The organism is Trinickia sp. (assembly GCF_051953955.1).
Lineage (GTDB): Bacteria > Pseudomonadota > Gammaproteobacteria > Burkholderiales > Burkholderiaceae > Trinickia.
Genome location: NZ_JBQCIF010000026.1, coordinates 107,385 through 130,552 on the forward strand (window position 1 = coordinate 107,385; position 23,168 = coordinate 130,552).

The window sequence follows — 23,168 nt, forward strand, 5'->3', positions numbered from 1 at the left end:
GTGACGTATGGATACTGACGCGATTACCCATTTGACGACCAACGCGCTGACGTTGTGTCTGCTCGTATCGCTGCCGGCGGTGGGCGTCGCCGCCGCGGCAGGCTTGTTGATCGCGTTCTTGCAGGCGGTGACGTCGCTACAGGACTCGACGATCTCGCATGGCGTCAAGTTCCTCATCGTCACGGTGGTCATCATCGTCGCCGCGCCCTGGGGCGCGTCGGCCGTCCTGCAGTTCGCCCAGTCGGTCATGCATACGGTGTTCCCATGAGCCGCCTTCGCATTTCCGGCACGACCGTCGTTCCGGTCGACGACCCGACCGACTCGGACAGCCCGTTCGGTCAGCAGGCGCAGCAAGCCCATCATCGGCACCATCATGCGCAGCACCTTCAGAAGGGCGCAAACCGCTCGCGCACGAAGCGCAGGCGCGGAGCGGACTCGCAGGACGGCATCGACGAGGCCGGCGCCAGCGAGGAGCTCTTGATGATGCTCACCGAACACTTGCAAAAGACGCAGGAAAGCGTCATGCGAGTGGGCGACCGCAACGCTCGAGAGCATTCGGGATCGGGCGGCGGCAACGACGACGGCGGTGAGCAGGACAAAGAAGACAAGTCGGCGGTTCGGGGGTTGAGCGGCAAGGTGTTCCACCGCGGCCTGCGCAGCGTCGATGAGACCGAAGCGGCCAGGCAGAGCGCGGAGCAGGCACTGCTCGATGCCCGCAAAGCGCAGGCCGCCGCGCAGCCCACGGCCTGCTCGACTTACGAGGCGCTGAAGGTGATGCTCGACTTTCTGGCGCTGCCAAGCGGCGATGCAACTTCACTGGCCCGGCTCGCGCAGGTGCGCGAGCGCTTGGTGCAAGCAGTGGACAAACCTGCCGGGGCGGCGCCGCAGCAACAACAGTCGGCCAATTTGCTGCTGCCGTTGCTGCTGCTCAATCTCTCGCGACGACGAACGGACGACGAGCGCGCGCGAGGCACCGCCATTTTGAAGTCGCTGATCAGTCGCCGCCGTGTCGCCGTTTAATCGCCGCCGCGCCACGCGCGGCACTTCATCATAAGGGGGTCGATCATGACCAAAGAAATACGTTTGCTCACCGGCCGCCACGCCGGGGCGCGCGTGACGCTGAACGCGCTGCCGACCGTGATCGGAAACGACGAGGAATCGGACATCCAGATCAGCGACTGGGACCAGCGCGCCATGCAGGTGGTGCGACGCGACGACGGCGCCTTGATCATCGTCGCCGGCGAGGAGGCGAGCGAAGCCGTCGTCATGGAGGACTTCAAGCCGCACCGGTTCGGCAACGTCGTGCTCTGCGCCGGCGATTCCGATGCCGAGTGGCCATCGGACATCACATTGCTGGAGACGCTGTTGTCGCCGACGGCCACGCCGTCGCCCGAGCCCGCATCGGTGCCGATGACGCTCGCGGCGCATAGTGAATTGGCACGACCCGTGGGTTCCACCGCCAGCACGGGCGCACGCCGTGGACTTCATGCCGCGGCGGTCGCCGGCATCGCGCTCATGGCGATCGGATGCGCGGGGATCGCCCTGCCCGCCGTTCTGCATCCTCGCGGAAAGAGCGCGCTTGAAACCACCCTCCCCGCCCCGACCGCGGCGATGCTGCAGCGCGTGCTCGATCGGCTGCATGCCTCGGACGTGGCGGTCACGCAGATGGGCGCGCGTTTCGCCGTCGTCGGCATCGTACCGGACAGCGCGCACGACACACCGTTGCGCACGGCGCTGGAAGAGGTGGCCCCCGGCAAGATCGTCTGGCGGCTCGGGTGTGCGGATCAGATCGCACGCGACTTGCAGGAATCGCTACACGAGCCGGGGCTGAAGGTCAGCTATCTCGGGCACCGCGAATTCGCGGTCACCGGCCTGGCCAAAAACGCGAACGCGGTACACGAGACGCTCGATCGAATGAGCACGGACTTGGCGCCGATGGTCACGCGGATCGACCAGCGCTTTGCACTGAACGACAGCTTTGCGGCACCCGCCAACGTCGAATCGGCGCTGGCCGTGGACGCCTTGCAATATGTGGAAGCCAGCGACGGCACGAAGCAATTCATCGATTCGCACACCGACACACGACAAACGCACGGAGGTTGAACCATGTACGACGCAATTACGCCCGAAATGATCGAAACCATCGATAAGGCCGGCACGCTGGCGGACACGCCCGACTCCGACCGCCGGCCGCTCGCGCACGCCGCGGCGGGACTCGAACGTGCCGCGGCTGCGGTTGCCACGCAAGCCGCCAAAGTCAGCGATCCGATGGCCCGCCAACAAGCAACGACCGTCGTGGACGGCTTGAGCGCGGCGGCGCAGCTGTGCCGCGCGGCAATCGACACGCGTCCCGAATAACACGTGCGAAAGGGCGAGCCGCCGTGCGGTCGCGATCGACATAACAAGGCGGCCGCACCATGAGTCTCGAACGTCGAAACCAGCTCATTCGGGAACTCTGCAGCTTGAGAGGAATCGGCAACGCCGATCTCGTCATCGAACGCGGCGTCATCGCGATCGACGACTTCGACGTTGCAATCGACTTCTACAAGGAAGACCCGGCGGCGATCTACGTCAATTTTCAGTTCGGCGTCGTATCGGGCGGGCGCACGCTACGGGTCTTCCGGCTGCTGCTCGAGGCCAATCTTTCCGTCTATGCGCAAGATCAGGCTCAGTTGGGCGTAGAAGCCAATACCGGCGGTGTCGTGCTCATCGTGCGCGCCGTGCTCGAGGCCAATACCGACGGTCGATGGCTCGTCGAATTGATCGAGCATTACGTCGAGCACGGCCGCTACTGGCGCGAAAACATCCTGCTCTCCGATGACGAGATGTTCCGGCACCTGGCGAACGGCGACTATATCTGGATTCGGGCTTAGCCCGGCTTCGCCCCGCGCGACACGGGGATCGCGCGTCTCACCCGCCGTCCAGCCCCGATTACCTAGGTAATCGACACCTATCGACCTAGGTAATTGTCCTCCCTACCATGGGTTCTCGACGCAGATCCGAGCGCCCACACGAAGAGAGGACACGACCATGACCACCCACGACGTCGACATCAAAACGCTCCGGCGCGTAATCGCCGCGGCGTCCATCGGCAATTTCGTCGAATGGTTCGATTTCGCCGCATACGGCTTTCTCGCCACCATCCTGACACGCGAATTCTTCCCCAGCGGCGACCCGACGATCGGTCTTTTGAAGACGTTCGCCGTCTTCGCGGTGGCCTTCGCCTTTCGGCCGCTGGGCGCCCTGGTCTTCGGCGTCGTCGGCGACCGGATCGGCCGCAAGCGCACGCTCGCGCTGACGATCCTGATGATGGCCGGCTCGACGACGCTGATCGGCCTACTGCCGACCCACGCGAGCATCGGTTACTGGGCGCCGCTACTGCTCACGATCATCCGCTGCGTGCAGGGCTTTTCGGCCGGTGGCGAATACGCCGGCGCATGCGCATACGTGATGGAGCACGCACCGCGCCGCCGCCGCGCATTCTTCGGCAGCTTCGTGCCGGTCTCGACGTTCTCGTCGTTCGCTTGCGCGGCGGTGGTCGCCTATCTGCTCGAATCGTCGCTGTCGTCGCAAGCGATGATCGGCTGGGGATGGCGCGTGCCATTCCTGATCGCGGCGCCGGTCGGCCTCATCGGTGTCTATCTCCGTGTCAACCTCGATGAAACGCCCGCCTTCCAGGCGCTCGCAGGCAAGCACGACATCGCGCATGCGCCGCTGATGGAAACGCTGCATTCGCAGTCCGGGAACATCCTGAAGCTCGGTGCGTTCGTGTCCGTGACGGCGCTGTCGTTCTACACGTTCACCACGTATTTCGCGACATATCTGCAAGTGGCCGGCCACCTGTCGCGCGGCACGTCGCTGCTCGTGACGGTCCTCGCTCTTTTCTTCGCGGCAGCGTTGTGCCCGGTCGCCGGCTTCTTCTCGGACCTCGTCGGCCGCCGCGCGACGATCGCCACGACCGGCATCTTCATCATCGTGTCCGTGTATCCGGCGTTCTCGCTGGGCGGTTCGGGCATGTTGCCGCAATCGTTGCTCGGTGTCGCACTGCTGGCCATCGGCGCGGTGTTCTCGGGCGTAGTGACGGCACCGCTGATGTCGGAAGTGTTCGCGACGAAAACGCGCTATACGGCCTCCGCGCTCACCTACAACCTCGCATACACGATCTTCGGCGGCACCGCCCCGCTCGTCGCGACGTGGCTGATCTCCGCGACCGGGACCAACCTGTCGCCGGCGTACTACCTGATTGCCATGTCGATCCTCGCGATGATCGGCGGCCTCGCGCTGCCGGAAACGTCGAAGACGGCGCTCGAAGATGCCGGTCCGGCAACCGGCAGAGCCGGCCAGAGCGCGAAGCGCGGAGTCGAACGCGCGGTTTGACGGACCGCGGCAAGACAATCGACAATCGACGAACGGGCAGGTGCCAACCCACCCGACAACGTGGGTCCGAACGCGATTCGGACCCGCCGACACGATGCCGAACATGACCGACACGATGCCCACCCTCGACTACGAAGACCTCTTCAGGCACCTGCCTGTCGCGGCGATCGTGGCGAAAGAGCGGATCATGGTCGAATGCAACGAGAAGGCGTTGCAACTGTTCAGGGCAACCCGCAACGACGTCATCGACCAGTCGTTCGCGACGCTCTACCCGCGGCAGAAGGACTTCGCGACGATCGGCCGGCGCCTCGCGCCGCTGCTCGCGAAGCGCGCCGGGTTCAGCGACGAGCGCATCATGCGGCGCGTCGATGGCAGCCACTTCTGGGTCACCGTCTGCGGCTTCGGCTACAACCCGAAGCGGCCGTTCGAACTCGCGATCTGGACATTCACCGACTTATCGGAGAACGCGAAGCATCCCGATGCCACGAGTACGCTGACCGATCGCGAGCGCGACGTCGCGGCACTCCTCGTTCATGGCCTCACCAGCAAGGAAATCGGCAAGGAGCTGAGCATCAGTCCGCGTACGGTCGATATTCATCGTGCGAGTTTGCTGCGGAAATACCAGGTGCGCACGACGCACGATCTAATCGCGCGCTTGGTGGCGTAGGTTGCGCGCGCATTCGTCACCGTCCGCGGTCATCCCCTAATGCGCTGAGCACGCGCGCGCGAGCTTCGACATCGGTTCGCGCCAACTCCGCTTCCATCAACTGCATCGCCCATGCATGCATACCCGGCGGCACCTCGCCGCTCGACGAAGCGCCCTGCGGAAGGTGCCGTGCAATCGCGGCAAGTTGGCGCAACGCTCGTTCGTGCTCGGCCCCTGGCGGCAGCGCACGTAGGCCATGTTCGATCATGGCGCCGATGCGCATGCGCTCGACGCCGAACGTCGCCGGCCAGCGAGCAACGGTGTCCGTCAAGGCACCCACCAGCCCGTGATGATCGCTCCATGAATCGAGCGATCGCGGGTAGAGCGCTTCGACGATCGTGACGGCGCGTGCGGCCGCGTCCGGATTCCGGATCGTAGACAGCAAACGCGCGACGCCGGTTGCCATCGATAGCCTGAGCCCTCTCGGTATGGTGGAGAGCCATCGATGAAATGGCTCTCCGCCCGTGGACATCGCCGCGGCCAAATATCGAAACGCCAACACGCCGGCTCTGCCCGACGGCTCGGGCCGCAAATAGGCGGCCAGTATCTCGGCACGCGCCTGGACCGGCGCATCGTTGACGATTCGCGTCGCTTCCCGCAACGTGTTTCCGATCGCCCGCGGGCGTTCCGCGTCCGGCTGCACGCCGGCGGCCCATGCGAGCACTTGGACGATCGATGCCGCCGCCGCGGCACGCTGCGCCGGGGGCTGTTCGTCGAGGATGCCCCGCAAGGACGCATGAAGCGCGTCGGGGTCGTCAATGCCCAGCTCGACAAGCTCGTTCGCCAACGGCTGGCTTCTGTTGTCGTTCAGCCCAGCAAGCATGGCATACAGCCGGTTCGGCTCGGCGCCGGCGAAGCGCCGCATGGCCACCGGCAAGTAGGCTGTGTCGACGGCAACCGCGTGCGCCAACAAGTTGCCGCTGCGATCGGCGGGCAGCTGCGGCAGGAATCTGTCCCACATTGCCCATACCGCGTCGTCGAGCGCATCGTCCTCGACCGCGGTATCGGCGTGGCCCAGCAGCACTTGCAGCGATTGCACGACCTCATCGACGGGGGCGTGATCGAGCAGACGCCCGACGATGGCGAGCAGCGTCAAATTGTCGCCCGGCGGCACGTCGAGCTCGCGCGCCTGTTCGAGCAGACGCCTGCGATCGTCGCCCGAAAACCGCGCGATGACGCCAGGCGCCGTTTGATCGGTCAGCAATGCCAACGCGTCGTCGCGCATTTCCTGCGGAAGCACGTTCAGTTGATAGACCACACTCAGCAGCACTCTCGTGCTCGCCACCGGATCGAGGTGAGCCAGCCGATCGTCCGTCCGGGGGACGCCGGGGCGGTGCTGCGTCAGGAGATTGAACGCACGCCGCTGAAGTCCGGGTTCGCCGAGGGTCGACAACATTGAAGCGAGGTCGGTGTATGCCTGGGCTCGCGCAGGACCGTGAACGTGGGGCAACAGCAGACCGTACAGATCCAGGAGCGCCCGCTGAGCTGGCACATCGGGCATACCGCGTGCCGCCATCTGCGCTACGGCAAACAACATGCCTTGCGCTGCGTTCGACGGCATCGGCGCGATGCCGCGTGCCGCCTCGAGCAGCATGGGGATCGTCTCGGCAAGATTGCGTCGATGAATCGCGGCGAATGCGTTGATGCGCGCGGCCCCGGCACCGGCCGCCGGCGCCTGCGCATCACCCGCTCCCATACCGGCAGCGTCGGAAGACAAGTCGCTCCAGGCAAAGTAATTGGCGGATTGCAGGCTGTTCGCCAACAGCCACAGCGTGGTTGCCCGCTGGCTATCGGGCAACGCCCGTACATATCGCGGCTGCAAGACCAGTTGCGCGAGACGGTGAGTATCTTCGAGCGTCCGAGTGAACAGCACCGATGCAACCAAATTGAGTACCGCTTCTGCTTGCGAGTTGGGCCCGCCGTGTTCGAAATGCGCTCGAAGTTCCGATTCGGCTTGTTCGATGGTGCGCAACATCGATTCCGACAGCGCCGCCCCCGGGAAATGCCGCCCCGTGAGCCCAGCACGCATCAACCAGCTGCTGCGTCTTACGACGACATCGGGTGTCCCATCGTCGAGCGAATGAGCGAGCGCTTCTTCGTCGCGCGAGAGGTAGGCGCCGGCAGACCCTGCCGGCAGTAGGCGCGCGAACTCGGCACGCGCTTCTTCCGGTAAGTGCAGGACGTCGTTCCAGAAGCTGAGTTGGTCGGAAGGATGCAAAAGCCGGCCGGTTTCGGCCAAAAACCAGTCGTGCCGCATGAGCGCCGCCATGGGTTGCCGCTCGACATGCAACCGATCGGCGAGCGCGCGCTGATTTTGTGCGATCTGTCGGTTGACGCTGCGCTGTTCCGGATCGTCGGCCTCATGCCTCGGCATCGCGTGCAAACGCTGCATGGGCTGCGACGGGGACGATCGCGCAGCACGCGACGATCCGTCGCCCGCAGGTTCGGCAAAGCGCACGCCTCGCGCCGTGCGCAGCTTCTTGCGCGGCCGCTCGCCGCCGCTCGAGGGCCCCGCCTGCTCGGGTGTCCCTGCTCCTCCTGCATCGGGCGAGCGCGATCGGCGACGGCCCGCTAGCGACGCCAACGTGCCGTCGCGTTCTTGCGTCACCGCGCTGACGTCGGGTTGCGCGGCGGAAGCGGGGCTGCGTGGCTCTTCGGTCGACGTTGGCGATCCGGCAGGCGTGCTCGAAGCGTGCGATCGGTTGATATCCATGACTGCCTCCATTAGCCGTCAACCATCATTCGCGCGCTGCCGGAACGAACGACCGTCACTCGGCGAACGATGGAGATCAAGGGAAACGGAAAGCTTATTGCGCATCGACGCCGGCGCCCCACTCACGCAACGAAATGGGACGCGTCGAAGCGAAAGCGGCATCGCATCGCATTGAATTTCATTGACCGATTGATTCTCCGATGGATTCGTCGACTATCCGCCGCATCGTCGATTCGCTATCGTCCTAGGAAATTCGTTGCCATATCGATCTCGGCTTTGGAACGCGGGCAAACTTCATTCCAACGCAGACAACATTGCGTGGCCCAAAGCGAACAAGCTTGCAAGCCGAAAGTTGTTACCCGTACGCAAGTACGATTCAACCATTGCCCCGCTAGGGCTTAACCGTGAATCAAGGAGTTGAACATGCCTAAATTTAACGTCCCGTCGGCCGTCGGTTCGGGTGCAAACGCTGCTGCTGCTGCTGACTGGGGTAAGAACACGGCAGAAAGCATCGCCCTGCAAGACTACGCGACGCAGCTCGAAAACGCGATCAACAACGACATGACGAAGGACCAGCTCGCTGAAGCCGGCCCGAAGAATGCCAAGAGCTTGACGCAGAGCTAATGCACTAGGCAGCGCTCAGGTGTGCCCTCGCGCCGCGCGGGGCGCACCCTTTTTTTCTTTGTCGCACCCAGTAGTAAGGATATCCGCCCCAGCGGTTTCGTCAGCAATATCGAATCGTCTCTTGCGATTCATCGATGCAACAGCATCACCTCCTGCCTTTCTCGTTTTTACCCCCGACACCTATATATCCGCATTTCGGCACGCGTTCCTATCGAACGCCGCATCGGCAATTCCCATTCATTCGCCCGTTATTTCGTCCGTTATTTCATCCGTCTCATCAAGCGACGCTTGACGTCGAGCACCATCTTCGCAATTTGATGAAGCTCGCTGATTTCACGCTTGAGCTGTTCCATCGATTTCGGCGTCAATTCCGAGCCATAGTCGTGATGCAGCGTTCTGAGCCGATGCATGATGTCTTCCAATCGATGGCTCTCGTGCGCATTGAAGTGCCGGCCCAACACAGGCGGCTCCGGCTTGACACCTTCCGCCTGCGCACCCGCACCCGCGCTCGCATGGGAAGAAACCGGCTCGGCCTCCACAGAAGCGCCCGCGGACAGGCGCGACAGCGCTTGCAGCGCCAACCTCGGACGCTTGCTGGCCGGGCCCGGCGATGGCGCCGCAGCGTGCGACTCCGACGAATCGGCCGACGTCCGTGGCGACAACGCGTCGAGCTGCGCACTAGCCGCGTTGCGCTTCGAACCCACTGACGGCGATTGAGGAGACGGGCGCGGACGCTCGCCGGGCAATTCGGGAGACGAGTGGACGTGGGATGGCGTGGTCAGTCGATTGAGCGGGGTAGGCATTCGGTATCACATGAAGATGAAATCGCATCGATTCGATCGATGAACGATCGACTACGCACTGGGCATCGCGACGGCGCGCCGTATTTCAAGTGCGCACCCGCTCGGCGCAGGCAGGGTTGCTGCCTGAAAGCCGAGCGGGCCGCTTGCGATCACTTCTTGTCGAGGCCGCCTTGCGCTGCCCAGTCGAAGTCGTTCACACCCGCGATGCCGTCGGAACCCGCCACGTCGTGCGTTTCGATCTGGTTGAACGCGTCGGGATTCCCGAGCATGAACTTTGCCGCTTGCGACACCGTCGACGGCGTGCCCGCGGGCGGATTGAACGCCAGTTGGTAGAGCTTGCTCGGCGTCAGCGTGGCAATCGAGTGCTCATGCATGAACGCCGCGAGCGCACCGGCGGCGCCGGCCATTCCGCCGGCGAACGCGGCTTGGCCGCCGGCGGACGCACCCGCTTGAGCACCGGCCGAAGCGGACAAGCCGCCCTGCGCGGCCCAATCGAAGTCGTTCACGCCGGCAATGCCATCCGAACCCGCTACATCGTGCGTCTCGACCTGATTGAACGTGTCGGGATTGCTCAGCATGAATTTGGCGGCCTGCGACACTTCCGGCGGCGTGCCGGCGTCGGGCTTATACGCCAACTCGTAGAGCTGGTCCGGATTCACCGTGTTGACGTTGTGCTCATGCATGTAGGCGGCCAGGGCGCCGGCTGCGCTCTGCGCGGTCATGCCGGGGGCCGCCTGCTGCGTCGCCCCGGCTCCTCGCGTGTCCTGCGCGGCGTTCGTGTCCGGGGCCGAATCGATTTGCGCCAAATTGCCCAGCACCGATTGCAGCATTTTCTCGAGCGACGACATTGCCGACTCATAGAGCGATTCGTAGTCAGCGGTAATCCCGCTGCGGCTGGACGACGATTCGGATGCGGGCTCGCCGATCGGTTCGGCGTTGACTTGGTTATTCGTAGAAACGTTCACGTTCATGAGGGCCTCGATGGTCAATGTGGCCGTCACGTATGCGCACGGCCGTCCTTTCGCGGGAGCAGCGCGAAGATTCACGTTCGCCCAAATCCTGGACGAACGCGTCGCTCCATCGGGACGATAGCGGCACGCATTCGTCTGCGGCGCCTCTGCCAGCGAAAACCGCTTGCTCACGGCGAATCGTCGCCACGCTCACGCACCGCGCAACGCGCGTTCATTCCATTGCGCGAGCCATGCTTTCGTTCGGCGATGGATGATTTCGCCGGTTCGATCGCGCCACCTCGTTCGTTCTCCTCATACTGTCCCGCATTGAGGTCGGCGTGTGCCCCGCGATGTGACGGCGGCGATTCGCGCACCTCATCGAACGTTCGATGTTCAAACTGGAGATCCGCCATGATCCGCAAACTACGTCGCGTTGCGCCCGAACTGCTCGCGGGCGGGGCACTTGTCGCTCTGCTGCTCGCGCCATCACCGGAGCTCCGTGAGCGAACGATGGATCGCTCTCACACGTGGCGCTCCACCGCCATCCTCCATGTCGACACGAACGCTGCCCGCGGCGCGCTCTACGGCACGTCGGCGAACTAATCGGCCTGCATGTCCAACGATCGAATCGGTCGTGCGCGCCCTACGGCGCCCGCGGATCCCAGCGAAGCCTCTTCGTCCGGCACGGCCTCGCCCACTGCGGCGCCAAGCCGCGCCCGAGCGGGCGAGGCAACCGCGCCGTCCCGCTCGGAACTATTGAGCCGCTTGCGCGCGCGCCGCGCGAGCGCTGGCGCAGCCGCCTCCGAACGCCCGGGCCGGGTCGCAACGTTGCCTCAGCGCGGCGCGGCGGCACCCAGTGCGCAACAGCGCATCGTGGAATCCGTCGCCGCCGTCGACGCCGCGGATCGGCACGCCAGGCGCTGGCAGGTGCAAACGGCACTCGAGGGCGCGCTCGATAAGGCAACGACGCTTGCGCTCGCGGATGACGTCATCGCGCACTTGCATCGCGGTTTGCGCGCACTCGACGATGCTTATGAACTGGGCTCCGAGCCACCCGGAGGGTATGAAGCCGTCAGAGGGCGTTTGCAGCGGTACATGCTGCAAGCGGCTCAATCCGGGCTCGTCGCGTTGCTCGATCAACTGACGCAATGGCACGACACGGGCGTGCACATCGACACCGAGCCAGAGCCGGCCGGCGCGCCAGGCCGAATCGATTCGTCCGCCGCCCCGGATGCGCCAGGGCCCTCGCGCCGGCCCCAAGGACCGTCATCGGCTCCTTCGCGGGCCGATCTCATTGCGCTCGGGCTGGGCAAGCTGGCTGACGCGCGCCAACGGCACGGCGTCTACGAACGAATCGTCGATGCCTTCCCCGCTCATCAGGCGCAAGGCGGCGCGTATGCCTCATTCGTCGACATGGCGAGGCTATCGAAGATCGTCGCTCGGGCCGCCATGCGAGACATCAACGCGCTGTGCGTCGAGCTCCACGTCGACCGGCTCGACTTGGCCGGGACGTCGATCGAGCGCATCGTCGATCGCATGAATGCTAGAACGATCCGCGCACTCGCCGACGTTCCCGTCATCCAGGCGGCGTTCGATGCGCTCGATGAAGCGCACGCACTCGATCCAAAGACGCTGGCCGATGTCAAAGCCATTGCGTCGGCCTACTTGGACGGCGTCGACGCGCTGAGCGAGCAGCTGTGTATCGAAACCGCGGCCCTGATCGAAACGAACGACAACCCGGAACTCTGGCGATGCACGCTCGATACGGCCGCTGCGTTTCAGACGTACGGATCTTACTTGCGCGCGTCGCTCGACGAAGCCCGGCCAGGCGCTGGCGCGCCCGCGGCATCGACGACGTCGGCGGCGGACGCCGCCCCGGCGCTGCCGGCAACGAGCGCGCAAGGTTCGCGCGGCGCATCGTCCAGCATCGCGGGACAGCAAGCAGCAACAGCCCCCGTGCTGCTGGACGACGAGCGAACGCCGGCGACGACCACGCTGCCCGCTCATGCACCCGCGCACGGCGCCGTTAGCGCGCAACCCGCAGCGGCCGAAGACACCGCCTCGTCTCAGCGTCCGCGGGTCAGCTACCGCGCCCTTGCTCAGCAGGCGAATGGCGACGTCATTGCGTTCGCCCATGCGCTCGGCAAGGACACCGGCACGCTCGAGCAGTTGCGCAATCCCGCCTTCGATCCGATCGAGTCGGCGCACTATGCACGCAACGCAGTGCAAAGCTGGCTCGGCGACATGGACAACTTGCGCAAGTCGGTGCGCCGCGCGGCCGCCAATCCGGCACGGGCCGAACAATTGACCGACCGGCTCGATGCGCTGACGACGATTCACCAGCATATCGCCACGGCAGAATCGGACGCCCTCAAGGCCCTGCCCTGCCCGAAAGCAAAGCACCTGAAGCGTTTGCTGCAACTGAACGGGCTCGAGCACGTCGGCGCACCGATCCGGTTGCCGTCCGCGGGCGACGTGGGAAACAAAGGCACGCTCTTCGAAATCGCAATCCGGCCGAGCCCCCTTTCGAGCGGCGAGGCGGCGCGCCCATTGTTCTTGCATTTGCATACCGCAGATCTCATGGATGCCGCAGCGGCAGCCACCGTGCCGTTCCGAAAGCTGACCGCCGCCCACGTCAAAACCGAGGCTCACCGCAGGCTCGGTGCGCGATGGGAGCAAATGGCGAATGCGCTCGGATCGGTGCATCGCGGCAAGATCGATGCGGGCGTGCTCGGCCAGCTTCGCGCCTTTGGCCGCAACGCCTGAAGCGATTCTCGGCACGGATCGCTGCAGTGCCTCCGGCGTGCCGTTCGCGGCGCGCCGATCGAATGCCAAGCCACCCCACCACCTCCCCCCCACTCGAACATTCGCCGGCAGCGCCACGATTTCGGCAGTTGTCCGGCCATGTCATGCATATCGGGTACGCTGCGTGAGATAGACGAGTCTGTTCGCTCGTCGTTTCCTCGTCTTGTCGCCGCCGCGGAACGCCCTATCTATGCTTCCCCCCGTTCGGCGAATATCGATTAGTTATCCTAATTATTCGCCGGATACGCTATGAAGAACATTGCCGAGTTCTACACGCTCCACGGCCATCATTCGCCTTCCACGCCGCCGGCCGCCGAAGGGAAACTGCCCGCCCCCCCGTCGCGGCCGATCCCTGGGCAAACGGCACCGTCGCGCGGCGGCCTGCTCGATCGGCTTTCCGCCCGCGGTCAACCCGCCGTCGGCCATCGGCCGATACTCGAGTCCGGTCCGCCACTCGTCGAATATCCGTCGTCCGCCGCGCCGAGAAACAGTCGGGCACTCGGCAAACTGCTGGTTCCGCTGAGCGGCGAATTCTCCGAACAGGCCGAAGCCACGCTGACGGCTCATCGCATCACACTGCAAGCCGTTCAGACGAAGTTCGCCAAGACCGGCACCGTTCGCGCGCTTCCGGGGAATCATCCTCTCGCGCGGTTTTCAGCCGGCAAGCTCGATCACGTTCTCGTCGACGAGCAGACATTCTCGAAGCTGGCGCGGGCAGCCGGCCGCAGCATGGAAGGCGATCCGCACCGGTTCCCGGTGTTTCTCGATTCGCGCCGCGAGGCGCTCGTCGTCGATACCTCGCGTGCCTTCTCCGGCGACGAGTTGACGCCGGCGGCACTGCAAGGAATCGGCCGTGCGTTTCGCACGCACGACGCGGGCATCCCCGACGATGCGTGGCGCCCGGCCACGGCGCCGGCGCCCGCATCGCGCAAGCTCGATCCCGGCAAGAAACGAGGCAACGGACAGTCGGTGCCGGCATCGACGAAGCCAAATGGTGCCCCCCCGCGCAGCGAACCGAGTCGCCCCTGGCCCGTGCGGCATCGCAATGCGCTCCATCTGGAATATCCGTATCCGGGGCGCGAAGTAGGTTCGACCTCGCGCGGCGCCGACTTCTACAAGGCGGACGTGCACCACGGCATCGCGGATCTCGAAGGCTGGGCGAATGCAGTGCGCCCCTCGTTCGCCCATGCGAACTACTTCGACGACCCGAACAACGCGGGCTACCAAGACATCGCCGTTCACCGCGGCCTCATCGACAATCACAACGGCATACCGGAAAACTCGATCGCGGCGATCGACAATGCGTTCGAGCATGGCTATCAAAGCGTCGAAATCGACGTGGCCGTCACGGCCGATGAAGTACCGGTCCTGCTGCACGACTTCACGGCGGGCCGGATGACGGCAGATCCAGACAACCGGTTGATCAGCCACATCCCATCCACCGATCTACTCGAGCGCAATCTCGTCATTCGCAATCCGGTCAACGGCGACTATGTCACGACCGATCAAAAGGTGCCGTCCGTCCAGCAGGCGCTCGAGCACATCTTGGCGCAGCACCCCGGCAAGACGGTCATGCTCGACTGCAAGGAGACGTCGGCCGACATGACCGTCGCGCTGCTGATCGACAAACCGCACCTACGATCGATGACGGCGGTCAAGCTTTACGGGCAGGCGTATTCGGGCGGCTTCGATCAGTTGCTCGGCAATCTCATGCGGCACTATGGCATCAGCCCGACGAGACCGGAACACCGCGAACGGCGTGAACGATTGCGCGCCGATCTCAAGGAAATCAAATTCGTGCCGATCATGCCGCAAAAGGAATTGAAGAATCCCGAATTACTGAAGTACTACCCGCAGCCGGGCGTCGAACCGGGCCAACGCATGAAGCCGGAGCAGATCGCCCAACTCGCGATGGATTGGCTCGATAGTTGGCAGGGCGCAAAGCCGGTATTGCTCCAAGTCGTCCAGTCGAAGAAAGAGACGCCCGAGGGCAAGGCGATGGAGATCGTGCGTGATCGCTTACGCGATCCGTCCCATCCCTATTCGAAGCTGCCGTTCGCATTCTGCTACCGCTACGAGGATTTCTCGGCGCAGCCGAAGGGCGAACGCAAAGGTCACTACTACTGGAGCTTGCACGGCCGCATTCTCGATGCGAAGCGGGAGGGGGAATTCGGCGCACGCCGCGGCACGGCCGGCGCGTTTCGCCACGCCGCACAAAACTTGCTCACCGATCAGCCCGATGAAGAAGTCTGGGCCATCGCCCATGATCGGCAGTTGGATCGCGGCCACTCGGGGTTCGAAGTGCAAATGCCGCCGGGCGCGAAGATCGATACGAACTTTGCTGCGGAGAGCGCACGAGTTCGCGAATGGAGCACGCCGAAGGTCGAGCCCGACCAAAGCCTGATCGAAGACGTCCGCGCAGGCGCTGCCGCCGATCGGCGGCATGCCGCGAAAAGCTAAGCCCGACGCTCGACAGCGTGCCGCGCATCAGGAAGTTCTGACAAGAGAATCCGGCTCGACCGACTTCAAGTGAGCTAAGCGCCATGTGATAGTGCGCGCCGCCACCGCATATCCCCCTCTCGATGAACGTCAATTGGAACCGATGATAGAAGAACCGCAATTTGTCCTGAACCGGGTCGTGGTCGTCGTATTGCCGAAAGCGCCACTCGTCGAATGGATCGATCGAGCGTGCCCCCACGTGCGTACCCCCGTTTCGCTCGACGCCGCGCGGGCGGATCCCAATGCGTTTTTGATCCCGGCCCATCCCGACGAATTCGACGCACCGGGAGCGCAGTGGCTCAAAGCAAATTGGGCGATCCTCTTCGAACACATCTTGCGCGACTGGAGCGAGGACGAAAAGCGATGGCCGTCCATGCGAACGAAAGCGATGTTCGAGCAATGGTGCGAGGTCAGGTCCTACTCGGTGGTGTTCGACTGCACCGCGCAGGCACTGCAATATAGCGACGCCTAACTCCGGTACGCGCATGACGCGGCGCATTCGGGCGCCGATACGACGGGGATGTCCTCTCCTTGTCGAATCGGCAGATCGACCTTGATCGTCGTGCCCCTGCCAGGCGCACTCGAAATGTCGATCTTGCCGCCCAGCATCAGCATCCGCTCCTTCATGCCCGCAAGACCGAACGACCGCTTGCGTATCGCGACGGGATCGAATCCGCATCCGTCGTCACGCACCTGGAGCAGGCAGTCGTTGCCGACGCGCTCGAGCGCCACGGATACGTGGCGCGCCCGCGCATGCCGCGCGACGTTCGTGAGCGCCTCCTGAACGATCCTGAACAGCGCGATCGCGCGCTCCTCCGCGAGCGGCAGGCTCTCGTCGGGCACCGATATCGAGCAAGCCACCTGCGTGCCTCGCGAAAACTCGGCCGCCAGCCACTCGATGGCGGCCGAGATGCCCGCGTCGAGTGCACCCGGACGCAGCGACGAAACGGCGTCGCGAACGACTTGCATCGTCTGGTCTGCCAGCCCCAGCAGATCCTGAACGTGCTGAGTCAGCTCGGGGTTGTCGGGCCCGAACCGGATCCTGAGCGTAGAGGCCCCCATGCGCAATGCCGTCAATTGCTGCCCGAGCTCATCGTGCAGTTCGCGCGCAATGCGCTTGCGCTCTTCTTCGCGCGCCGTCTCCCGGCGCGAGGCCAACTCGCGCAGCATCTCGTACGACTCGCGCAAGCGTCGCTCGACCTGCTTGCTTTCGCTGATGTCGCGCCAGATCGTGAGCCCGCTTTGAACCGCACCGTCCGCGTCGTATTCGGGCGCCATTTGTATGGACCACGAGTACGACTTGCCGGGGGCTTCCCAGTTGAGCTCGAACTTCGCCGACACGCCGGTTCGCATGACCGTCTTCATCCTGTCGCGGAACCGGCGGGAGATCGCCGGTGGCGCGGACAACACATTCCCGGCTTTACGGCCGAGCAGGTTCGTCGCATCGAGGCCGCATACGCGCTCGAACTCCGGATTGACGTAAATGCGGCGGCAGTCGAGGTCGTAGCGAATGATCGGGTCCGGCGCATTCTCGGCCAACGTTCGAAACGCACGCTCGCTATCGCGAAGCGCGGTTTCCGTCGCCCGCAGGCGCGTAATGTCGCGCGCCACGCCAAGCACGCTGATGACGTGCCCTTCCGAATCGTGCTCCGGAATGTGCCGAAGCTCGAACACGCGCACACCGTCGTCGGTATGCCAGCGCGCCTCCGCTTCGTTCGACGCGCCTTCCTCGAACGCTCGCCGCAGACCCGAGTGGATGCACGCGATCAACTCCGCCGAACCGGCGATGTGCAACTCGCCGAGCTGCCTGCCGACCATTACGTTCTGCGCGATGCCGAACGCCTTGGTCACCGCTGGATTCACATACCGATACCGATAATTCGAATCGAACCGCGCGATGAGATCGGGGAAATTCTCGGTCAGCGTGCGAAAAAGGTCCTCGCTGCGCTTCAGGTCGTCGACGTCGCGGCTGATGGCGAGCACGCTTGCGACTGCGCCGGTCGGGGAAAACTCGGGGACGATGCGAATATGCCCCCAGCGAATCCGCCCCTTCCCATCGCGCAGGCGCATCTGTTCCGTCACTTCCTGCCGTGTCTCCGCGACCGTTCGCAAGCGGTTCATGTAGTGCACGGGATCGACGAATGCGCCGCCTTCGGCCGGCGTCATTCCTATCACGTCGAAGTTCGTGAGCGAGCGCAACGCAGGATTCGCATAAATGCGCCGGAAGCTCAGATCGTACCGCGCGATGTAATCGGGCGAGTGCTCGACGACAGCGCGAAAGGCTTGCTCACTCGCATGCAGCCGGTCTTCGGATAGCTTGCGTTCGGTCACGTCGCTGCCCAGCGCCAGCGCGCCGACCGTCTCGCCATTGAGCGCCCGCTCCGGGAAAATTCGGATATGGTGATAGCGAACGCCGTTGCCCGTATCCGGCAACATCAATTCCATTTCGCGCCGGACTCCGGTCTCGATCGTCTGCTCGAGCAAAGCTTGATAGGGTGCCAAACGCTGATCGAGCTCGTGCTCGATCGGCGTCTTGCCCAAAAGATCCTGAAGCGGCCGGCGCATGAGCGCCGTCAATCCCGAATTCGCAAACACCAGGCGGCATGCGCGGTCGTACCGGCAAATGATGTCGGAACTGCTTTCCGCCAGGCTTCGAAACTGTCCTTCGAGCTCGGACCGAATCGCTTCGAAGGAGGCCGTGCGTTTATCGGCCGTGACGTCGCGCGCCATGCCGAGGATCCGCTCGACGCGCCCGGAAGCATCGACGAGCGGCAGCAGCACCGCATGCAGATCGCGGCGTCCGTCGGCCAATGCGATCGTGCGCTCGTCCTCGAACTTCGCCCGCTGAACAAGGCAGCGGCGTGCCGAGTCATCGATGAAATCCGCGATGTCCCTCGATTCGAGTTCGTCGACGAACACGCCGGCCGGTTCGGCGGCCTGAAGCCCGAACAAGCTTGCGCAGGCCGGGTTAACCCGCGACAACCGCAAGCGCCCGCTCGGCGTCGCTTCGAGCAGGAAGAGCAAATCGGCCGAACATCCGAAGAGCAGATCGAAGCGATGCTCTGCGTCGAGTAACGCGTCGTCCTTGGCAACGAGGCGCGTATCGCGCTGGGCCAACTGCCGTTCCAGCGCCTGCAGCGCCTCGCGCAAGGCCGCGTTCTCTCGCCGCAGCGCCTGTGCGTCGAATTGCGAATCACGCAAAGAATTGTTCATGCGTTACCTGCAAGGGGGTCAGCCGGCCGCTCATGGGCCCGCGGCTCGAACTGGGCTGACAGAAACGATATCACGACCGACCCGAGCAAATCGTATTAATATGCTTCATCCCCGACGCGGACAGAGCTCGCGCGCGACGCATCGGGCGTTCGTGACCGCTCGACGATACGGCACCCGCGGTGCCCGATTCGCTCGGCCGGCGAATCGGAGCACATGCGAACGAATCGGCCGACATTGGATTGTCGAGCGCTGATGGTCGGCCTTCAAGCACGGTCAGCCCGCCGCTGCACTGCTTCTCCAGTCTGCATTCCCTCACCCTTCCCAATGCTCGGCCAAGCGGTCGCGCGTCGCCGCTGGCGACGGTGATCCTCGCCGGGCCAAGCCGAGGCGCCCTGCATCCGCTCGTAATCTTTTCGTCACATAGCCCGCCGACAATGCGTTCTGGTTAGAACGTTCTAATCTCTATTTTAGAACGTTCTAAAATCTGCGACCATGATTGATGAAACTCCCGCGGCAGATAACGCATTGGGACTTCCAACCCGTTAAGCACTTACTAAGGAACAGGAACACTCATGGATGCGCTCATGCGTTTCGCTCAGTTGAGCGAGCTGTCGCTCGGCATCATTCCGATCCTCGCTTTCATGCTGGCGATCGTCCTCGCCGTGACGGTCGAACGTGTCGTGTTCTTCCGCCGCGCGGCGCCGGCCGCTCGCATGCTCGAGCGCACACTGCCCACGGTCGATATGCGTCACGAGGCGCTCTTGCGCCAGCTCGCCGCCCGCTTTCGCCCGAGCATTTTCGGCGGCACGCTGCAGGCGGTCGTCGAGGCGTCCCATTTGGCCGACGCGGACAGCATGGACCGCTACATCGACGAAGCCATCATGCGCACGCTGCCCTCGCTGGACAGGTCCTTGTGGTTGCTCGACGCGGCCGCGACGCTCGGCCCACTCATCGGTCTGCTCGGGGGGATCGTCGGGATTGGCGAATCGCTCAACGTGCTCAGTGCGGCAGGCCCGAACGTGCAGGCCATCACGGGCGGCGTCGGCCACGCGCTGACCGCGGTGGGCTGCGGGCTCGCGGTCGCCATCGTCGGGGCCGCGGCGAACAGCTACTTGTCCAAGCGCGTGAGCACATGCATGCAGCAGCTCGAGTTGCTCAAGCTTGCGTGCATCCGGCGCCTCTGCTTGAGCGCGCGCTCGGGCACCGCCGCCGAAAACAACGGTCCCGACGGACAGGCATCGGCCCTCTACGCCATCAAGCGCACGTCGAACGGCAGCAAGTCGGGAGCCTGACCTTGAGTCGACGCTGCCGAAACCGCTCGTGCGGCGGCGGCACCGGCGCGATAGCCAAGACACGGCCCACCATGCGTCCGGCCGATTCCGGCGCGCCCTATCCCGCCGACGTCGATCGAAAGTTCGATGCCCGGGGCGGCGTGCTCCGCTTCACCGGCAATACGGTGCTCTCGCACATCGCGCTCGGGACGACGGCGTCGAACGCATTGATCGCCGTGCGCGACGCGATCAAGAACCGCTCGTTCAGCCATTGCCTCGCGTTCACTCCGCCGACGAGCTATCACATGACGGTTCTCGAGGGCGCCCGCGACAAGGTGCGCGAGCCCGGCCATTGGCCGGCGGATCTGCCTTTGGATACGCCGCTCGACATCTGCACGGCGCATTTCGAGCGCAAGCTGGCGAATTTCCAACTCGACGCACCGCTGCCGTTTCGCATGCGCATCGTCGAGTTCAGCGCTCGTCGGGATTCGGGCGCGACGGTGAGGCTCGAGCCGATCGACGGCGCCGAAAACCGGAAGCTTCGCTGCCTGCGCGATAGAATCGCGGATCTGCTGCAAATCCGGGCGCCCGGTCACGAGCAATATGGCTTTCATGTGACGCTGGCATACTTGGTGAATTGGATGAGCGAAGAGCAAACGGAGGAATATCTTTCCCTTCAGCCCGATTGCCTTCGTTTCCTGCAGAAGAATGTCTCCGTGCTCGAGCTTGACGCACCGGAATTCTGCGTGTTCAACGATATGTATGCTTTCGATATGCAACTCCTGGTAGGGCAGCCGTCCATTGCGCTCGGGATTGCCGCTCGCCATGCGTAGCGCAGCGAGCCGCATCACGATCCGCGACGTCGCCAAGCGGGCGGGCGTCAGCTTTCAAACGGTATCGCTCGTCCTCAATCACCCCGAGCGTGTCGCCGACGAAACGCGCGAGCGCGTCAAGCGCGCCATCGATGCGCTCGGGTTCGTGCCGAGCATGGCCGCGCGCTCGCTGCGAAGCCATCCCACACGCACGCTCGGCTGCATCTTCTTCGGGCCGCGCGCTTCGTACGACAATCGCTCGTTCCAGATCCAAGACACGTACCTGAACAACGTCGTGCAGATGCTCACGCGTGTCGCCGATTCGGCCGGCTATGCCCTGTTGCAACGAAACCTGCCCGATGCCGATACGGATGCGCTGAGCGAAATTCATCATCTGTTCGCGGCGGGCCGGATCGACGGTATGGTGGCCGTCGTCGGAAAGGGCTCGCATCCCATCCTGCCCGAGCTCGAGCGTCAAGGATTCCCGTTCGTCGTATTCGGCACGACCAACGCGAAATATCCCTTTGTTGTACAGGCCAACGACGAAGCCACTGCGCGCATCGTCGATCATTTGCACGCCGGCGGATGCCGGCGCATCGCCTTCATCGGCGGCCAGCGCGACGGGCACGTCAACGACGACGTGAACGACCGGCTGCGCGGCTTCATGCGCGCGATGAAACAGCACCGCATGCGCGTCGACAAGCGATGGTTGACCGCCGGAGACTGGACGCTGGCCAGCGGCCACAGGATCGCACGCGAGTTGTGCGAAGACGAAAGCGACCGCCCCGACGCCTTGATCTTCGCGAGCGACCGCATGGCGCTCGGCGCGCTCAAAGGCCTGCACGACCTGGGCGTCCGCGTGCCCGACGACGTTGCCGTGGTCGGATTCGACAACATGCAATACGACGAATTCAGTATTCCGTCGTTGACGAGCGTGCATTCGCCGATACACGACATGGCCGTTGCCGCCGTGAAGTTCCTGCTCGCGCACATCGAAGGAAAAGCCAAGCTGGCGGAGTGCCAGCAGTTTTTCGAGGCGCCTTTGGTCGTGCGCGAAAGCACGCCCGCCGTGCATGCCCTGCCCATCACGCCCGCATCGACGACGCCCAAGAGCCGGCGGCGGAGCGCGGTTTTGTGAATCGATACGCGCTCGCCGGCATCGGGGCAGCCGTCGTGGCAGCGGTGGTGCTGACCGTCGCGGCCTTGCAGCGCGTCCCCGCGCACGCCGACACGGCCAATGCATCCGATGCGTTCGATGTCCGCGCGCTCGATCGCGACAACTTCTATCAAGTGGTCGTACCTCGAGCGCAGGCGGAAGGCTCCGTCGATCTCTACAGTTTCGCGCCCAGTTTCCCGCCGTTGTGGAAGAAGATCGTGATTCCGCGCTTCGAAGCGAAATACGGTATCAAGGTCAACTTCTTCAACACGCGGCCGGTCCTAGCCGATCAGCAGCTGATCGCGTTGCGCGCGCTCGGCCGCACGCCGCCCGCCGACGTTTATTTCGCGCCGGGCGGCCATATGCGGCTCTACCGCCGCGCCGCGCTAGCGGCCGACTACGATCTCGCTTCCCTCTTGCCACAAGCATCGGCCTATCCGCCTGCGCTGCTCTCGCTGACTGCGCGGGACGGCCGCTTCGTGCCGTTCCACCTCAACCAAACCGCGCTGGCCTACGACAGTGCGCGCCTATCGGCCGCGTCCGTCCCGCGCGATCTCGATGCATTGCTGACATGGGCGCGAGCGCACCCCTATCAGTTCGCATTCACCGCGCCACGCAGTGGCGGCTCGGGGGAGGGCATGATGCTCGCGGCGGCGTACCGCTTCATGAACGAGCCATGCCGAAAGACGTTCGCCGATGCATGGCGTAACGATGCGGATGCAAGCCGCTGGGTGCAAACGAGCGGTTGCCTCGACGAAGCTTGGCAATACCTGCGTGCGTTAGCGAAGGTATCGGTCTTCACGAACGGCAATGCGGATACGCAGAACCTATTGGCCAACAAAGCCGTGACGATCGGCACCGTCTGGGAAGACGGCGCGTACACGTTCCGCAGAGAGAAACTGCTCGAGCCGACCGTTGCGCTGACGATCCCGCAACCCGGCATGCCCGGCTCGTCGGACGTGCTGTTCGTCGTTGCCGGAACCCAGCACCCCGCCGCGGCCCTGCTGCTGATAGACTTCGCCCTGTCCCGCCCGATCCAGCAATGGAAGCTCGACGAAATGGCATCGCGCACGGGGCGCGTCGACATCAACGGCAGCACGCCCGACACGAGCCCGGCGAGGCGCTTCATGGTTCCCGAATCGTCCTTGAATTCGCGATTGACATGGCCTTCGGTCTCGATGATGACCGCGCTCGATCGCGCATTCGACGCTCGAGTCGCCGCACGGCGATGATCGACCG

At 64.2% G+C, this 23,168-nt stretch carries 19 protein-coding genes and 1 pseudogene; 15 read left to right on the top strand and 5 right to left on the bottom strand.

From position 1 onward, the window contains the following. Window positions 1–7: 7 nt before the first annotated feature. The 7 genes from sctS (at window position 8) to ACTHNZ_RS05265 (ending at window position 5,044) form a co-directional block, all read left to right on the top strand. The gene (gene sctS / locus ACTHNZ_RS05235) at window positions 8–268 is read left to right on the top strand and encodes a type III secretion system export apparatus subunit SctS (protein WP_440541437.1); all 261 of its coding nucleotides are present in this window, start codon (window positions 8–10) and stop codon (window positions 266–268) included. Then, window positions 265–1,020 carry a hypothetical protein gene (locus tag ACTHNZ_RS05240; protein ID WP_440541438.1) on the top strand — a complete coding sequence of 252 codons (756 nt, stop codon included), beginning with the start codon at window positions 265–267 and terminating at the stop codon, window positions 1,018–1,020. The genes sctS and ACTHNZ_RS05240 overlap by 4 nt, the downstream gene beginning before the upstream one ends. A 45-nt stretch (window positions 1,021–1,065) precedes the next feature. After that, window positions 1,066–2,103: an HrpD5 family protein gene (gene hrpD5 / locus ACTHNZ_RS05245; RefSeq protein ID WP_440541439.1), complete on the top strand. Its 1,038-nt coding sequence runs from the start codon at window positions 1,066–1,068 to the stop codon at window positions 2,101–2,103. Window positions 2,104–2,106: 3 nt separating this feature from the next. Next, complete coding sequence (locus ACTHNZ_RS05250; protein WP_440541440.1) at window positions 2,107–2,358, top strand: hypothetical protein; 252 nt, start codon at window positions 2,107–2,109, stop codon at window positions 2,356–2,358. Window positions 2,359–2,417: 59 nt separating this feature from the next. Continuing rightward, window positions 2,418–2,873, top strand: a complete 456-nt coding sequence (locus ACTHNZ_RS05255) for a CesT family type III secretion system chaperone (protein WP_440541441.1) — start codon at window positions 2,418–2,420, stop codon at window positions 2,871–2,873. A 157-nt stretch (window positions 2,874–3,030) separates the two neighbouring features. Continuing rightward, a complete protein-coding gene (locus ACTHNZ_RS05260; RefSeq protein WP_440541442.1) occupies window positions 3,031–4,377 on the top strand; it encodes an MFS transporter in 1,347 nt (448 codons plus the stop codon). Between the two features lie 94 nt (window positions 4,378–4,471). After that, window positions 4,472–5,044 carry a LuxR C-terminal-related transcriptional regulator gene (locus tag ACTHNZ_RS05265; protein ID WP_440541443.1) on the top strand — a complete coding sequence of 191 codons (573 nt, stop codon included), beginning with the start codon at window positions 4,472–4,474 and terminating at the stop codon, window positions 5,042–5,044. A gap of 16 nt (window positions 5,045–5,060) precedes the next feature. Here the strand turns inward: ACTHNZ_RS05265 and ACTHNZ_RS05270 are convergent, their stop codons facing one another. Beyond that, entirely contained in the window at window positions 5,061–7,796 is a 2,736-nt protein-coding gene (locus tag ACTHNZ_RS05270; RefSeq protein WP_440541444.1) for a hypothetical protein, read from the bottom strand. 423 nt (window positions 7,797–8,219) lie between these two features. Between ACTHNZ_RS05270 and ACTHNZ_RS05275 the strand changes: the two genes are divergently transcribed. Beyond that, window positions 8,220–8,420: a hypothetical protein gene (locus ACTHNZ_RS05275; RefSeq protein ID WP_440541445.1), complete on the top strand. Its 201-nt coding sequence runs from the start codon at window positions 8,220–8,222 to the stop codon at window positions 8,418–8,420. A gap of 260 nt (window positions 8,421–8,680) precedes the next feature. On the opposite strand, the gene ACTHNZ_RS05280 is transcribed toward ACTHNZ_RS05275, so the two are convergent. The 3 genes and pseudogenes from ACTHNZ_RS05280 to ACTHNZ_RS05290 all read right to left on the bottom strand — a co-directional run bounded on the left by ACTHNZ_RS05280 (window position 8,681) and on the right by ACTHNZ_RS05290 (window position 10,595). After that, the gene (locus ACTHNZ_RS05280; protein ID WP_440541446.1) at window positions 8,681–9,223 is read right to left on the bottom strand and encodes a hypothetical protein; all 543 of its coding nucleotides are present in this window, start codon (window positions 9,221–9,223) and stop codon (window positions 8,681–8,683) included. A 158-nt stretch (window positions 9,224–9,381) separates the two neighbouring features. Then, window positions 9,382–9,945, bottom strand: a pseudogene (locus ACTHNZ_RS05285) (hypothetical protein); the annotation flags it as partial. 416 nt (window positions 9,946–10,361) lie between these two features. After that, complete coding sequence (locus tag ACTHNZ_RS05290) at window positions 10,362–10,595, bottom strand: hypothetical protein (RefSeq protein WP_440541447.1); 234 nt, start codon at window positions 10,593–10,595, stop codon at window positions 10,362–10,364. 451 nt (window positions 10,596–11,046) lie between these two features. Between ACTHNZ_RS05290 and ACTHNZ_RS05295 the strand changes: the two genes are divergently transcribed. The 3 genes from ACTHNZ_RS05295 to ACTHNZ_RS05305 all read left to right on the top strand — a co-directional run bounded on the left by ACTHNZ_RS05295 (window position 11,047) and on the right by ACTHNZ_RS05305 (window position 15,949). Next, window positions 11,047–12,939, top strand: coding sequence for a hypothetical protein (locus tag ACTHNZ_RS05295; RefSeq protein ID WP_440541448.1), 1,893 nt, complete (start codon window positions 11,047–11,049; stop codon window positions 12,937–12,939). Window positions 12,940–13,227: 288 nt separating this feature from the next. Further along, a complete protein-coding gene (locus ACTHNZ_RS05300; protein WP_440541449.1) occupies window positions 13,228–15,438 on the top strand; it encodes a glycerophosphodiester phosphodiesterase family protein in 2,211 nt (736 codons plus the stop codon). Window positions 15,439–15,571: 133 nt separating this feature from the next. Then, a complete protein-coding gene (locus tag ACTHNZ_RS05305) occupies window positions 15,572–15,949 on the top strand; it encodes a hypothetical protein (protein ID WP_440541450.1) in 378 nt (125 codons plus the stop codon). Here ACTHNZ_RS05305 and ACTHNZ_RS05310 read toward each other — a convergent pair. Beyond that, on the bottom strand, window positions 15,946–18,690 hold the full coding sequence (locus ACTHNZ_RS05310; protein WP_440541451.1) for a PAS domain-containing protein: 2,745 nt from the start codon (window positions 18,688–18,690) through the stop codon (window positions 15,946–15,948). The two genes, ACTHNZ_RS05305 and ACTHNZ_RS05310, sit on opposite strands and share 4 nt — an antisense overlap. 572 nt (window positions 18,691–19,262) lie before the next feature. On the opposite strand from ACTHNZ_RS05310, the gene ACTHNZ_RS05315 reads away from it, so the two are divergent. The 4 genes from ACTHNZ_RS05315 to ACTHNZ_RS05330 all read left to right on the top strand — a co-directional run bounded on the left by ACTHNZ_RS05315 (window position 19,263) and on the right by ACTHNZ_RS05330 (window position 23,161). After that, entirely contained in the window at window positions 19,263–19,982 is a 720-nt protein-coding gene (locus ACTHNZ_RS05315) for a MotA/TolQ/ExbB proton channel family protein (protein ID WP_440541452.1), read from the top strand. A 71-nt stretch (window positions 19,983–20,053) separates the two neighbouring features. After that, window positions 20,054–20,794 carry a DUF1868 domain-containing protein gene (locus tag ACTHNZ_RS05320; protein ID WP_440541453.1) on the top strand — a complete coding sequence of 247 codons (741 nt, stop codon included), beginning with the start codon at window positions 20,054–20,056 and terminating at the stop codon, window positions 20,792–20,794. Then, a complete protein-coding gene (locus ACTHNZ_RS05325) occupies window positions 20,787–21,911 on the top strand; it encodes a LacI family DNA-binding transcriptional regulator (RefSeq protein WP_440541454.1) in 1,125 nt (374 codons plus the stop codon). The genes ACTHNZ_RS05320 and ACTHNZ_RS05325 overlap by 8 nt, the downstream gene beginning before the upstream one ends. After that, on the top strand, window positions 21,908–23,161 hold the full coding sequence (locus ACTHNZ_RS05330; protein WP_440541455.1) for an ABC transporter substrate-binding protein: 1,254 nt from the start codon (window positions 21,908–21,910) through the stop codon (window positions 23,159–23,161). Before ACTHNZ_RS05325 ends, ACTHNZ_RS05330 begins: the two co-directional genes overlap by 4 nt. The last annotated feature ends 7 nt before the right edge of the window (window positions 23,162–23,168 follow it).